Annotated in this window: 14 protein-coding genes; 2 read left to right on the top strand and 12 right to left on the bottom strand. The window is 51.0% G+C overall.

What is annotated here, in order from left to right:
* Positions 1-34 precede the first annotated feature (34 nt).
* Positions 35-2,524 (top strand): glycoside hydrolase family 38 N-terminal domain-containing protein, encoded by a 2,490-nt coding sequence (locus tag PGL02S_RS08395; RefSeq protein ID WP_036636632.1) that lies wholly within the window; start codon positions 35-37, stop codon positions 2,522-2,524.
* A gap of 247 nt (positions 2,525-2,771) precedes the next feature.
* On the opposite strand, the gene PGL02S_RS08390 is transcribed toward PGL02S_RS08395, so the two are convergent.
* From PGL02S_RS08390 to PGL02S_RS08350, 9 genes are all read right to left on the bottom strand, one after another.
* On the bottom strand, positions 2,772-3,008 hold the full coding sequence (locus PGL02S_RS08390) for a DUF6953 family protein (protein ID WP_006209264.1): 237 nt from the start codon (positions 3,006-3,008) through the stop codon (positions 2,772-2,774).
* Positions 3,009-3,153: 145 nt separating this feature from the next.
* On the bottom strand, positions 3,154-4,131 hold the full coding sequence (locus PGL02S_RS08385; protein ID WP_036636630.1) for a Gfo/Idh/MocA family protein: 978 nt from the start codon (positions 4,129-4,131) through the stop codon (positions 3,154-3,156).
* 364 nt (positions 4,132-4,495) lie between these two features.
* On the bottom strand, positions 4,496-4,684 hold the full coding sequence (locus PGL02S_RS08380; protein WP_036636628.1) for a hypothetical protein: 189 nt from the start codon (positions 4,682-4,684) through the stop codon (positions 4,496-4,498).
* Between the two features lie 148 nt (positions 4,685-4,832).
* Entirely contained in the window at positions 4,833-5,777 is a 945-nt protein-coding gene (locus PGL02S_RS08375) for an alpha/beta hydrolase fold domain-containing protein (protein ID WP_036636626.1), read from the bottom strand.
* A 168-nt stretch (positions 5,778-5,945) separates the two neighbouring features.
* Complete coding sequence (gene dhaK, locus PGL02S_RS08370; RefSeq protein ID WP_063455995.1) at positions 5,946-7,715, bottom strand: dihydroxyacetone kinase subunit DhaK; 1,770 nt, start codon at positions 7,713-7,715, stop codon at positions 5,946-5,948.
* Between the two features lie 80 nt (positions 7,716-7,795).
* A complete protein-coding gene (locus tag PGL02S_RS08365) occupies positions 7,796-8,410 on the bottom strand; it encodes a DUF1349 domain-containing protein (RefSeq protein WP_036636624.1) in 615 nt (204 codons plus the stop codon).
* A 43-nt stretch (positions 8,411-8,453) separates the two neighbouring features.
* Positions 8,454-8,930 carry a hypothetical protein gene (locus tag PGL02S_RS08360; RefSeq protein ID WP_036636622.1) on the bottom strand — a complete coding sequence of 159 codons (477 nt, stop codon included), beginning with the start codon at positions 8,928-8,930 and terminating at the stop codon, positions 8,454-8,456.
* A gap of 113 nt (positions 8,931-9,043) precedes the next feature.
* A complete protein-coding gene (gene rpmG / locus PGL02S_RS08355) occupies positions 9,044-9,193 on the bottom strand; it encodes a 50S ribosomal protein L33 (protein WP_006209254.1) in 150 nt (49 codons plus the stop codon).
* A 108-nt stretch (positions 9,194-9,301) separates the two neighbouring features.
* A complete protein-coding gene (locus PGL02S_RS08350) occupies positions 9,302-9,766 on the bottom strand; it encodes a disulfide oxidoreductase (RefSeq protein ID WP_036636620.1) in 465 nt (154 codons plus the stop codon).
* Positions 9,767-10,072: 306 nt separating this feature from the next.
* On the opposite strand from PGL02S_RS08350, the gene pdxR reads away from it, so the two are divergent.
* Complete coding sequence (gene pdxR, locus PGL02S_RS08345) at positions 10,073-11,509, top strand: MocR-like pyridoxine biosynthesis transcription factor PdxR (RefSeq protein ID WP_036636618.1); 1,437 nt, start codon at positions 10,073-10,075, stop codon at positions 11,507-11,509.
* 94 nt (positions 11,510-11,603) lie between these two features.
* On the opposite strand, the gene PGL02S_RS08340 is transcribed toward pdxR, so the two are convergent.
* Genes PGL02S_RS08340 through PGL02S_RS08330 form a run of 3 tightly spaced genes read right to left on the bottom strand, consistent with a single transcriptional unit; the run spans position 11,604 to position 13,062 of the window.
* The gene (locus tag PGL02S_RS08340) at positions 11,604-12,125 is read right to left on the bottom strand and encodes a redoxin domain-containing protein (RefSeq protein ID WP_006209252.1); all 522 of its coding nucleotides are present in this window, start codon (positions 12,123-12,125) and stop codon (positions 11,604-11,606) included.
* Positions 12,126-12,151: 26 nt separating this feature from the next.
* Positions 12,152-12,727: an SCO family protein gene (locus PGL02S_RS08335; RefSeq protein WP_036636616.1), complete on the bottom strand. Its 576-nt coding sequence runs from the start codon at positions 12,725-12,727 to the stop codon at positions 12,152-12,154.
* Positions 12,724-13,062, bottom strand: coding sequence for a c-type cytochrome (locus PGL02S_RS08330; RefSeq protein WP_244892251.1), 339 nt, complete (start codon positions 13,060-13,062; stop codon positions 12,724-12,726). Before PGL02S_RS08330 ends, PGL02S_RS08335 begins: the two co-directional genes overlap by 4 nt.
* Between the last annotated feature and the right edge of the window lie 55 nt (positions 13,063-13,117).

Below are 13,117 nucleotides of genomic sequence, written 5' to 3'. Positions count from 1 at the left end.
ACGTCCCACTTCATAAATAGGAGGTTACTGTTACATGAACTTATCAAACCAAGGTGATCACAGACCCGCTCGTCCCTGGACCATTTATGCCATCCATCATTCCCACACGGATATCGGTTACACCGAGCGCCAGGAGAGGATCGAGCAGTACCACGTTGACTTTATTCGCCAGGCGGTCGGCATCGCAGAAGCCGCACATCGCGGGGAGCGTCCGGATTGGAGCTCATTCCGCTGGACCTGCGAAACCTTCTGGGCCGTGGAGAAATTTCTGGAAGCGGCCTCTCCCGAAGAGAAAGAAGCTTTTCAGCAAGCTGTCATCCGAGGGGATATTGAGCTGTCGGGAACTTATCTGAACATGACCGAGCTCCCGGACTTTGACCTCCTGAAGCGCAACCACGGGAAGGCTCAGCAGTACGCGAAATCCTTCGGACACCGAATCGACAGCGCCATGACAGCTGATATTAACGGCTACGGATGGGGATATGCCGACAGCCTGCTGCAGAATAACATTGAGCACCTGTTCTCCTGCATCCACACGCATCACGGCATGTATCCGCTGGGTCGCAAGCAGACCCCATTCTGGTGGGAAAGTCCGGAGGGCGGCAAGCTGCTTGTGTGGAACGGCGAACATTACATGTTTGGCAACGAGCTCGGATTCTGTCCGGATGCACTCGGCAAATACATCATCAAAGACGAATTCCAGCATAACCTGATGGAGCCTGAACATCGCCACAACAACATCGCATTATTACGGATTAACCGATATTTATGGAATCTTGAACAGGAATCCTATCCCTATTCCTTTGTTCCGATCATGGTGTCCGGTCTTGGGACGGATAATGCATCTCCGAATGCGGACATTGCGGAATGGATGACCAGTTGGAATGAGCAGAACGGTGACCGCATTACGATTAAGTTGGCTACCCTCTCCGAATTTTTTGCGGCTCTGAAGCAGGAGGACTTATCCGAGCTGCCGGTGCACCGGGGCGACTGGCCGGATTGGTGGACGGACGGTGTTGCCTCCACGGCGATGCACACCCAGATTTACCGGGATGCCCAGCGCACGCTTCGCAAAGTGAAGCGGCTGGATCCGGCTTCCGAAACGGTAAGCCCCGCCGAGATCGATGATGCTGCACAAGCACTAACTATGTACGCGGAGCATACGTGGGGTTATCATTCCTCCGTGTATGAGCCATGGCATCCGCAGGTTCAAATGCTGGAGGTTCGGAAGCAAGCCTATGCAGCTGAAGCAAGCAAGCTGGCATACCGGGCATTGGATAAAGCGCTGGTTGCCCGTCAGGGTGCGCTTCTGGCCCCCCATCGCCCTCTGCGGTATGAGGTGATCAATACAGAGCCCGCCACAGCCACACTGCAGGTCGCTATTCCGCTCGATGGCTGGGAGAACGTCATCTTGAAGAGGAAGTTCGAGCTTATCGATGAATCGAACGGACAGTCGCTCCCGTATCAGCTGACGCACACAGGCGCCCTCGCAGCCGAGCTGACGCTAACGCCGGGTGAATCCCGCACGCTGTCGATCCACCCGCTCGAAATGGCAGAGGTCGGCTCCCCTTCCGGGAACATGGTGACTGCGCGCAACACCGAGCCAATTGCTTGTGAAGGAATCGCCGACATTCGGTTGGAGCCCCTGGTCCCTTATCCGGTCATAGTGGGTGAGAGCTTCATCGAATCGGATTCGTTCCGCATCGAATGGGAGATCAACGCGGGCATTACGGCTTGGATCGACAAGACACGTTCAACCGATCTGCTGGATGATACACGCCGGCATGGGCCGTTCACGCCGGTTTACGAGGTTACGCCTGCACAGGATGAGCACAGCCCATCCCAGATATGCGCTACCCGTGCCCGTATGGGCCGCAACCGGAAGGGTACCCATGTGCAGCGCGATGCCGGGCGCCTGACTCGCGTCAACGTGCTCGACAATGGCCCGCTGTTCGCTCTGATCGAGCTGGTCTTCGAAGTGAAGGGGCTCAGCTACTATGCCCTCCACATCAAGCTGTTTGCGAACCAGCCTCGTGCCGAGGTGTCCGTCCGCTTCCACAAGGACAGTGTCTGGCTCCCCGAAAACGTATATGTGGCACTTCCATTCTCCATGGGTCCCGAAGCGGAGCTTTATGTTGAAAAAGCCGGCTGCCACATCCGTCCATGGAAGGATCAAATTCCGGGAAGCTGCATCGATTACACCAGTGCCCAAGAGGGCATATTCTGGTACTCGGCCCAAGACCGGGAAGCGCTCGCTGTATCGATGACAGACACGCCGCTTGTGCAGTTGGGAACGCTAGAGCATACGCCGCGCCAGCTCCATACCATGCAATCGGCGGACAGCCGGCCTTACACGTATGCGTGGATATTGACCAACTACTGGGAAACCAACTTCAAAGCCACGCTCGGCGGCTTCTATGAGTTCCGATATGCGGTAGAGCGGCATCACGGGATCGACCCACAACAGACCAAGGAGGCTCTGCATGCTTCAACCGGGCAATTTACGATTCATCGGATAAAATAATCATGTATGAAAAACAGCTGCCTTGAATTCAAGGCAGCTGTTCTGATTATATATAGGGAGAATCAACGTGTACCGGACCCCTGTTCATTTTTCCGAATCCTGACTCGTCAGTGGTCTCGATCCGTTGCACCCTGTGTACCCCGTTATCCCTTTGATCAAAACCAACAGAAGCCTGAATGATCAGACTTCTCAGAATAACAGTCGCAGACTGTTTTTACGTGTTGACACCGAACCCCCCTGGAAGTTTCTACGTCCAAGCCCACATAAACCCGTCACGATCCCAGGCAATGCGGCCGCCATGCAGTTTGCGGAATGCCTTCTTCACTTCCTTGGACAGCGAGGCATTTCCGTTCTCGTTAACAAAAACGAACTCCTCACCGAAGTGCTCGCTTACATACCGTATGGCCTCGGTCTGATACAAATTGCCTGTGAATCTGATTTCCTCGACCATCCATTCGGCCACCTGCTGTGCTGTAAATGCCATATTACATCTTTCCCTTCCTTCATGCGTCCACTTATTATAACAGAACTGAACCCATACACACACGAAAGGCCACCGTACTTCTCGTTGCCCCTCACCCTCGATAGAATTCCGAAGCACATGGTTAGATGTGATATGTGCCGTTTGTTTAATGATTTCCTATTTTGACCGGCAATCCCGTTTCAGCAGACTGCAAAGCTGCATATGTAATCTCCATTGTGCGGACGGCATCCTCATAAGAGGATAGGATTCCTGAAGTTTCGCCTGTGCGTACCGCATGAATAAATGCTTCGTTCTCCCGTTGATATGGGTTGGCCGCATTCCGGTATTCCGTTCTCCTGCCTTGTTCATTAACGATCAGCCTGTCTGCTCTGATGTCAAGACTCCCCTGTTCCGTATAGATAACCAAGCCTACCTTCTCCGATTCTGGCAAAATACAGGTATTGGAGATGGCTGCCACTGCCCCGCTCTTTAACTTCAGTGTAGCGGTTCCCACATCGTGAACGCTTACATTATCATGCATATCCTTCATCGCTCTATGGGCAAAGGCCGCATACACTTCATCCACTTCCCCCAGCAGGCAGCGCAGCAGGTCAACCATATGCGTGGTTTGTTCTATGAATTGTCCTCCAGAGCCTTCCTGTTGTCTCCACCAATACACCTGCGGCATATCACCCATCCAGTAGCCAAGAGCCATGCCGATCTTTCGGCTTTCCAGCAGCTCAGCCGCTTTGATGGCAGCGTCCGTATAACGGAAATGATAACCGACTGACGTCATTAGCCCTGACTTCTTCACCCCTTGCGCAATCTTCTTCGGGATTTCCAGATTCGTGCCAAGCGGCTTCTCGACCATAAACGGAATATGCCGATCCACAAGCAGGGACTCTATCTCCCCATGCGCAAAGGGTGGAACACAGATATAAACAGCATCCGGCTTGCTATTATCCAGCATCTGCTCAACGTTCGCATACGCTTTGGCAGAGCTGTATCCTTCTATCGCTTGGTCTGCCTTATCCTGGCTTGTTCCGACAAAGGCAGCAACACTCACTCCGTCCATGTCGGATAAAATACGGGCATGCATCTTGCTAAACCAGCCGGTGCCGATGATTCCTACGTTCAATGCCATATGATTCCTAGACCTCCTCCTGAATTAGAAACGCAATGGTTTTCTTCTCATCGATTGATAAAATAAACCCAGCAGCGAACATAACAAACATCAGAATGTTGGCCATGCTATCAACCGCTGTGGAGCTGATGTCTTCAGATTACATCAAATGGACCTGCGTTCCAATGATAATCATAAAGATAATAGCTGCAGACCCTATCCATGAAAAAAGGATGCAAAAAATAAAAGCAGCCGGTACATCGTGTGTACTTGGTTTGAACGTTAGATGTAGCTGTCCAGCGTGGAGGGAATGAAGCCCCGTCCAAGTCCTTTATCATAAAAAAACTGCCCCCCGTTCACTGTAACGGGGAGCAGTTGCTGTATGTTATTTAAAAATCATCCATATAACAATGAATGCAATTAAGGATGCCAGATAGATGATGAGCAGCTTCGTGAGATTGGTCTTGGTTTTCCGTTCATAATTCGGATTAGCCTTCTTATTCTCTTGTGATAACCCTACAAGAAGTGTTGATACTCCTCCAATTAATGCCAGCGCAATGACAATCATGTACATAACCAACCCCAAACAACCCCATTCGATTATTCATTATACAGAATCTGCTATTGACCCGAGGCACCAGGATCAACATCATTCATCATAACTTGTTCGTTCAGCCTCATTATAATGAACAAACGGTTAATGCACACCATCCAATTGCGCGTCAGTTCTGACCATCCAATTGGTCCTTTAGCTTACCATCCATTTCATCGTATTCTAAATCACGTATGATTAACCGCTGCAGCCTGTCCAGCGCCTCTTCAGCTTCAGGCATCGGAAAAAGAGGCCAGACATGCATCATATATTCATACTCCCAGTACTCCGTATCGACACCCTCAACATCCAATCGATCACGCAGCAGCCGGGCATCCGGCAGCAGGGAATCATCGGTCCCGATCAGGATCACCGTGCTTGGCAGGTTCTTCATATCGCCGAACAATGGGCTGACCGCAGGATCGTCCATGGGCAGATTCCCTGCATACATCCTTCCGACTGCTCCAAGACCAGCCGGCTGCAGGAAGACATCCCGCTGCGGTATGCCGAGATTGGCTATCTGCGGATTGTCCATGGCGACGTCCACCCAAGGTGCAATCAGAATTAATCGCTTGGGCGTAAGTGGCGTCCCTTTGAATCCTTGGGCCACGTTCAGTGCTAATGCGCCGCCAGCCGAATCCCCCATCAGAAGTACCGGACTCTGGGCCTTAGAGCAGACAAACTTATAATATTCGCGCATCAGCTCAGTCAGATCCCCTGCTTCTATGCTTGGCACGGTCGGATAGTTGGGCATATATATCGATAATCCGGTTAATTTCGTCCACTGTTTAACAAAAGCAAAATGAGGCGGGAGAATTTCTTCGATATAGGCGCCGCCGTGCAAATATAGGACCGTTCCCTTATCCCTAGCACCATGCGATATATAATAGTTCATACTCAAACCGCTTTCGCTCTGGAAAGATCGCATTTCAAATCCTTCCTGCTCGCCGGTAAGGGCGGGATAAGGAGGCATGGTAGCGATATACTGCCGAATTGCCTTGGCATCCTCCCATTTATGATGAAATCCCTCGGCCGTCAGTTTCTGTTTGATAGCTATGCTTTCTTTACTCGGCATCTGGTCCAATCCCCTTTTGTTTGTGTTATTAATCGTATGTAAGTCCATCTATCCTCAATATTATCACTGCACATTGCACCCGGGCTGTAGCAATTGATACAAGAACAACGAGCAGCAAAGAAGCCTCGCCTTTCACAAATGAAAGCGAGGCTCCTTGGTTTGATTATTCTATTTTGCTCTTGTGAGCGATTGGGAAAGCTCCGTAAATATAACCCCGAGCGCATGTGCCCCGGCGTCCGGGTAGCCGATGCTCCGCTCGCCGACGGTTCCGGCTCTTCCCATGCGAGCTACGAGGGCCTCCGTGCTTTTTCCACCCTCCACGGCTGCCCGTGCCGCTTGAACGCCGGCAGCCAACAGATTCTCCCCGTCATGCGCGCTAACTCTCCAAGCCTCAGCATACGGAATGAGTGCGTCCATCAGCGTCTTATCCCCCACAACTGCCCCTCTTCCAAAGGATCTTTCACCCGTGTCCTGTATTCCTTGAACCACGGCTTCCATCATCTCGGCGATTTCAGCTATGGACAGCTCCTTCTTATGCAACGCATATTTGCCCGCCGCCCGAAAGGCAGAGCCCCAGATCGGACCGGATGCGCCGCCGCAATGCTCCATGATAATCAGTGAACAGGCGTTCAAGAAACTTCCGATATCAGCGGCCTCGGATATAAGCTCCTCCCATTCGGCTTTGAGTTGCTTGAATCCCTTGGCAACACTCATGCCAAAATCACCGTCACCGGCGTGCGCATCCAGTTCACAGAACGGGACTTCGTTCGCAATAATGACCTCACTCATTTTGTCTATCAAGTAGATGATGTTGTTCAGTGACAATTGATCGTCCGAAACGGCAGCATACTCTTCATGTGTCACCATGTTGTAGGATTCCGGCTGCTTCTTATGCCAGGATTCCTCTAGAACATCGTGAAATACGACAGGCTCTAGCGGTCCTCGTGTTACGAGTGCAGGCGTGTCACACGGCTCGCCCAGCAAATATTTCAGCTGGTCCGTCAATTTCATGATGGAGACCGAAGCGCCTACCATATCGATGCTTGTCATGTAATTGCCGACAAAGACTTTAAGCACCGTAACGTTCCGCTGATTTAATTCCCGCATGACAGAACGGTTCAAGAGATACAGCTCCTGCAGCGGGGTGCCCCCGAAGCCGTTGACCAATACGGCAACTTCCTGCGGGCTATCACCGTTTACTTGCAGACTTTCCAGCAGCTCCGCTACCATTCTCCGTGCCAGCTCGTCAGCCGGAATCATCTGCTCACGGCGGATTCCAGGCTCGCCGTGAATGCCTACGCCATACTCCATTTCCTGCTCGCCAATGGAGAAAGTCGGCGTCCCCTTGGCAGGCACCGTGCAGGACGTGAACGCACAGCCAATGCTTTTGACATTATCGATGGCATGCTGAGCCGCTTCTTTAACCTGCTCCAGCGACATGCCGACCTCTGCGGCCGCACCCGCTATTTTATGTACCAAAACCGTGCCCGCGACCCCTCTTTTTCCTACGGTGTACAGGCTGTCTTCAACCGCGATGTCATCGTCAACCTTCACATAGTCGACTTGAATGCCATCTTCATTCGCCAGATAGGCGGCATTCTTGAAATTCATCATATCTCCGCTGTAGTTCTTAATAATCAACAGGGTGCCCTTCCGACTGGCCGATGCCCGGATTGCCTGATACACCTGAATTTGGGATGGAGATGCAAACACATCGCCGCAAACCGCGACGTCCAGCATGCCCTTGCCGATAAAACCCGCATGCGCAGGCTCATGCCCGCTCCCCCCGCCACTGATCAAGGTTACTTTGTCCTGGTTCATGTTTTTCTTTTGGATAAAGGTATGCTTATGATGAAATTCCAACTCTGGATGAGCCATGACGAAGCCGCTGCACATCTCTCTGACGAGGGTTTCCGGTTTGTTCATGATTTTCTTCATAATTATCGCATCCTTACGATTTGGAGTGGTTGATTTAGAGCAGACCCTATATTAATCTGACTGATTCCACAGAAACGATCCTAATCTTCAGTAGACGGATCAACATGAATGTCACTGTCAGGATCGGTCATTACCCAGCGTGTGAAGGTTACGTGCAGCCCGGAACGGGTCGGCGAACAAATAAAAGGCCCTGCCTGACTTGCTGTATTGATCGGAAAAGGCGCCACTCGAAGAGTTCGCCAAGGATGCGTCTCAGTTCTCGCCCTAATGATGACCGCATCATTCATTCTCGAAGCGCGGATCGTGACATTCTCGCCAACCCACTCCGGTACAGGTGCGAGCGACCAATCCGAGTATCCTTGAGTGACAACAACAGCAAGCTGCGGGATTCCATCATTAATCTCGATCCCTGCTTTGATCCATTGCCTCGGAGCGTTCATCAGCATGATTCCTGCCTGATCATAAAGCTCCGTAAACGATTGCAGCTGAAACGTTACTTCCATGGCCGTATCCTTTTCCCACCGTGTGAGCAGAGAATGTCCGCTGTCGCGTTGAAACCCGTATAAGGTTTTCTCCCAATAATCACTGCCTTCTCTGGACTCTACCTTCAAATATTGTCCTTCCTTCGTCTCGGTGACTGATATCGGCACGGTTGTCCATTGACCCGAATCCCAAGATATTCGGCTACGTATCATTCCATCACGACTCCTTACCTCATCTAATGTTATTTCAGTATCTTCACAAGCGGGATTCCTGAATGAACTGCTCCGCGCTATGCAGTAAAAGAATGCAGAAGGAACGGTTATGTCCGATGAAAAACGAAGACACATCGTAGCGGCTACGGGAAGGCTCATAGGTTATGAGCGCTCGATGTTTCATGTTCCTCATAAGAAGGTTCGTGAACGACTCCGCAGGACCGCGGTCGGAAAAATACGTAAGATAGGCATACAGCGAATGGTCCACAGGTTCATCGAGGGGACTCACACCAGCGCAGGAGAACTCGGTGACCAGTCCTGCACGCTGCAGCCGGATCAATATCGGATGCAGCTGCTCGTCAACCGGCGTTTTGCCGAATAGCCGCGTACGCTTGGGCAGCTTGCGCACCTTGGGTCTGTTAATCCAATCGTTTAACTCCCGCCTTCTCCGACGCCACTGCTCGTCGGTATGTGTGCTCAGCAGCAGCTCGCCGCCAGCATCATGTCGTTCCTGATGCATATCATCCCTCCTCTCTTCAATTTTGCAGGAACCTGCTAATCTCAGTGTAGTCCCATTTCGTATGAAGTCAAATAAGCCGGACCATGGGTCCGGCTCCTGGTGGTTCGTATGAACTAGCGTGTTTCCCGATGAAGTGTTACTCGCTTCAAGCGCGGACTATATTTGCGCAACTCCATCCGCTCCGGGTGATTTCGTTTATTTTTTGTCGTTGTATAGTTGCGGTCACCGGTTTCCGTGCATGCCAAAGTTACCGTCACTCTCATATTCAGCACCTCCTCATCTCACATTTTATTAATCGTAACGATTACGATTAGTTAAACCATACTTTAATCCTGTTCTTATGCTTTGTCAAGAAGCAGGTCTGATTGCGCTTAGTCTTCGGTACCGGCTCCCGCCGCCTTGGCGGCTCTGGATAAACTCCACAGCAGGACGGTGATTAACAGAAACGCGGTTAGAGCCATAACAGGAATTGTAATAAAACCCAGCCAGGTAAAGTAATTTACGTTGCAGGGAGTGGGGCCGCAAGCTGCTAAACCATGATTGCTAAACAACGAATAGAAGCGCTGATACGCGATGTGGTATACCGAGATGGCTCCTCCGATACAAGAGAGAGGAAGAACATACTTCATGATTCCCAAATCTTTCTTGTAATACGCAATGCCCAAGAGAATGGTTAGCGGGTACATAAAAATCCTCTGAAACCAACACAAGTCACATGGGATATATCCTTTGATTTCGCTAAAATAAAGGCTTCCCAGAGTTGCTGCAATCGAAATGATCCATGCAGCCCCGAGTCGGAAATCTGGCTGGAATTTATAAGTCGTCAATGGGTTCATTCTCCTTATTCATCTCATATTTATGCTGCTCTGTATCATCATAGTGCACATGCTGTCCCCGAAGAATGACCCTTACGGGCTATATTCGCTCGTTCTCTGGACGATAATACGAATGATCATCGGCACAAATGTTTATCATGCTTACCCCATCCAATTCACGGTCTGAAGGCACCATCCATGTTCAACAGATTGATAGAGATTTGTCATCATAATGATAAAATTATGAAAACCCTTTATTTGTGCATAGTGATATGATCAAGATTACAGACAGGAACAACCTGAATATGTCATGAGAGGATGAGGAAAGTGTGGAAGCCGGATCGTAACAGCACACAACCTCTATATCAGCAAATTGCTGATGATCTGGAGCAAAGAATATCTTACGGTGAGTTTCCGCCAGGGAGTTTACTTCCATCCGAACGCAAACTCGCCGAGCAATTGGGAGTTAATCGAAGCACCGTGGTTCTGGCTTACTCGGAGCTTCGGGCGCTTGGTATCATAGAGAGCCGTTCCGGGAGCGGAACTCGGGTCAGCAGCTCCAAGTGGGGAGCTACACCCAAGCATACGCCGAACTGGCACCGTTACGCGGAGGGAGGAAACTTCCTGCCTAACCTGCCTTTTCTCCGTCGCATTCGGGAAGCATTGGCTTATGATCCCTCCCTGATTGATTTTGCGAGCGGAGAGCTTGCCGGCGATTTGGCGCCGAACGAAGAAATGAATACGATATTGAGTCAGAAACCGGATACTCCCTACCTGGGTTATGACAATCCGCAAGGATATGGTCCACTACGACAGGCATTGGTAACCTATCTCAAACAATATCGGGGGATTCATACCACCGAATCGTCCATATTAATCACGTCAGGCTCCCAGCAATCGCTGTACCTCATTACGCAGTGCTTGCTTTCGCCTGGTGACGCAGTGGCTATTGAAGACCCGTCATATTGCTATTCACTGCCTATGTTTCAATCTGCCGGTCTTCGATTGTTCAGACTGCCTGTTGATGAACGAGGGGTACAGCCAGAGGACATACGCTCCCTGTACAAGAAACACCGGATCAAGATGATTTTTATTAATCCGAATTTTCAGAATCCGACAGGCACCGTCTTGGCTGAAGAGAGAAGAGCCCAACTGCTTGATGTTGCAAGTGAGCTTGGGCTTCCTATCGTGGAGGATGACCCCTTCAGTTTGACGGCCTACCAGTGTTCGCCCCCTGCACCGCTGAAGTCCGTGGATTCAATCGGGTCGGTGCTGTACATTGGATCTCTATCAAAAATCGCAGCGTCCGGCCTCCGCGTAGGCTGGATGGTCGCCCCGAATTCTGTCGTTGAACGGCTCGCGGACGCCAGACAGCAGATGGATTTCGGGCTGAGCGTGGTTCCCCAAAGCCTCGCTGGACAGTTTCTCAGCTCCTCCTATTTTGCGCCTCATCTGGACAAGCTGAGAGCTAGCTTACTGTACAAGCGTGACTTACTGATGGAGTCCCTTCGGAAAGAGCTGAACGGTCTCGTTCAGTTCCATGTGCCTGAGGGCGGTTTGCATCTCTGGTGCAAAATCATGCCGGAAGTGAATGATAGCAAGCTGCTGGAAGCTTCCATTCAAAAGGGCGTTATTTTTGCGCCGGGAAGCGTATACGGTTCAGCATCCGGTTACGTTAGATTCACTTATGCCCGTGCCAGGGCTGAGGATATCCCGTCCGGCATCTCGAGGTTTGCTCAAGCTCTGCACGCCACGATTCAATAGGGCAGACGTTAACGGATCTTCTCCTCCCTGGAATAAAGAACAAGGTTAGCTTACCAGAAGCTAACCTTGTTCTCGTGTCCTAACACACTTGTTCCTATTGAATCCTGCTCATCAATTCCTTGACGAACGCAAGACTCGGCAGCTCGCCGGTGACTCGATCAACCATTTTACCCTGGTCATCAATCAAGACGGTTACCGGAAGACCGCTGATGCCGTATTGGCCTTTGATTGTATTGTGCTGATCCAGCACAATCGGCATCTCCAAATGATGCTTCGAAGCGAATGCCTCCGCTTTCTCTCGGCTTTCTCCTATATTGACAGCGATAATCTGAGTGCCGGATTCCTGCGCGTACGCTTCGTTCAGGATCGGCATTTCATTAACGCAGGGACCGCACCAAGACGCCCAGAAATTTAACAGCACGGGCTGCCCTCTGTAATCGGAGAGCCTGACGGGCTCGTCCTGAAGATTCACCGCCTCAAAGTCGGGAGCCGTTTGGCCAATCTCAGCGGTTTCCTGATCCCCCAGCAGGGCATGTACGAGAGCGTATATTCCGGCTGCCGTTACAAGCGCAAGAATCAGCCATCGGATCCATGATGAATGAGCTAATCGGTTCATTTCATTCCACCTCGCTTAGACCGCCCCTACTTCAGCAGCGATTTAACGTCCTTCAGGATTTTGTCATAAGGCGGGTCCATGTTGCCATCATATTTCGCGACAACCGTGCCCGATTGGTCTATCAGGTAGAAGGACGTGCCATGAATGACCTGATCTGCTGCTGTATCCATGGCAATAGGTGCTTTAAAGGATTGCAGCACAAACGATTTAATATCGTCAAACGTATATCCCGTGAGCGCATGCCAGTTCGTGAAGTTAGCATCAAATTTGCCCAGGTAACTCTTGAGTGCCGCAGGTTCATCCCGTTCCGGGTCTACCGAAAAGGATACCAGCGTGGCTTCGAGCCCCGCATCACTCAACCGCTGCTGCAGCTCTGCCATATTGGCAGTCATGGTTGGACACACCGTAATGCAGCGTGTGAATACAAAGTCCGCGATCCACACCTTCCCTTTCAGATCAGCTAAAGAGACCTCCTCTTCATCCTGATTGATGTATTCAAATGGCTGGACCGGAATGCTCAGCTGACTCGGCTTGGAATTGCCGCATGCGGCTGCCACCAGCGTCACCAGCATGAGCACGCCTATGAGCATGATCTTTTTCATGTATCCCCCTCCTGCTCCTCGTTCATGTTCGCAAGCCACGCCGCTATGGATTGGATCTCGCTCTCCTCTAGAATCTTCCTGTAGGAAGGCATGCCTCTATAGCCATCCGTTACAATGTCGCGTATTTCATCCTCCGAGAGCCTCGTTCCGACATCTTTAAGACTAGGACCTACCCTTCCGCCTAAATCGATAGCATGGCATGAGAGGCACTGACTCTTGTAGAGGGCAACCGCCTTTTCTTCCTCCGGTGTAACAATACTGGCGCGAAGCGCAGAGTCGTCCTCGGTTCTTTCACTGCAAGCAGACAACACCAGCATCGCCAGCATAATAAGCATCAACCTGTATTTTCGGGTCATTGTATCCGCCACCCCTTCTTACCCGATCACTGCT

The sequence above is a fragment of the Paenibacillus glucanolyticus NBRC 15330 genome (genome assembly GCF_004000885.1).
Classification (GTDB): Bacteria; Bacillota; Bacilli; order Paenibacillales; family Paenibacillaceae; genus Paenibacillus_AQ; species Paenibacillus_AQ glucanolyticus.
The sequence above is the reverse complement of the archived record's forward strand: the minus strand, read 5'-3'. Positions and strand labels throughout refer to the sequence as shown.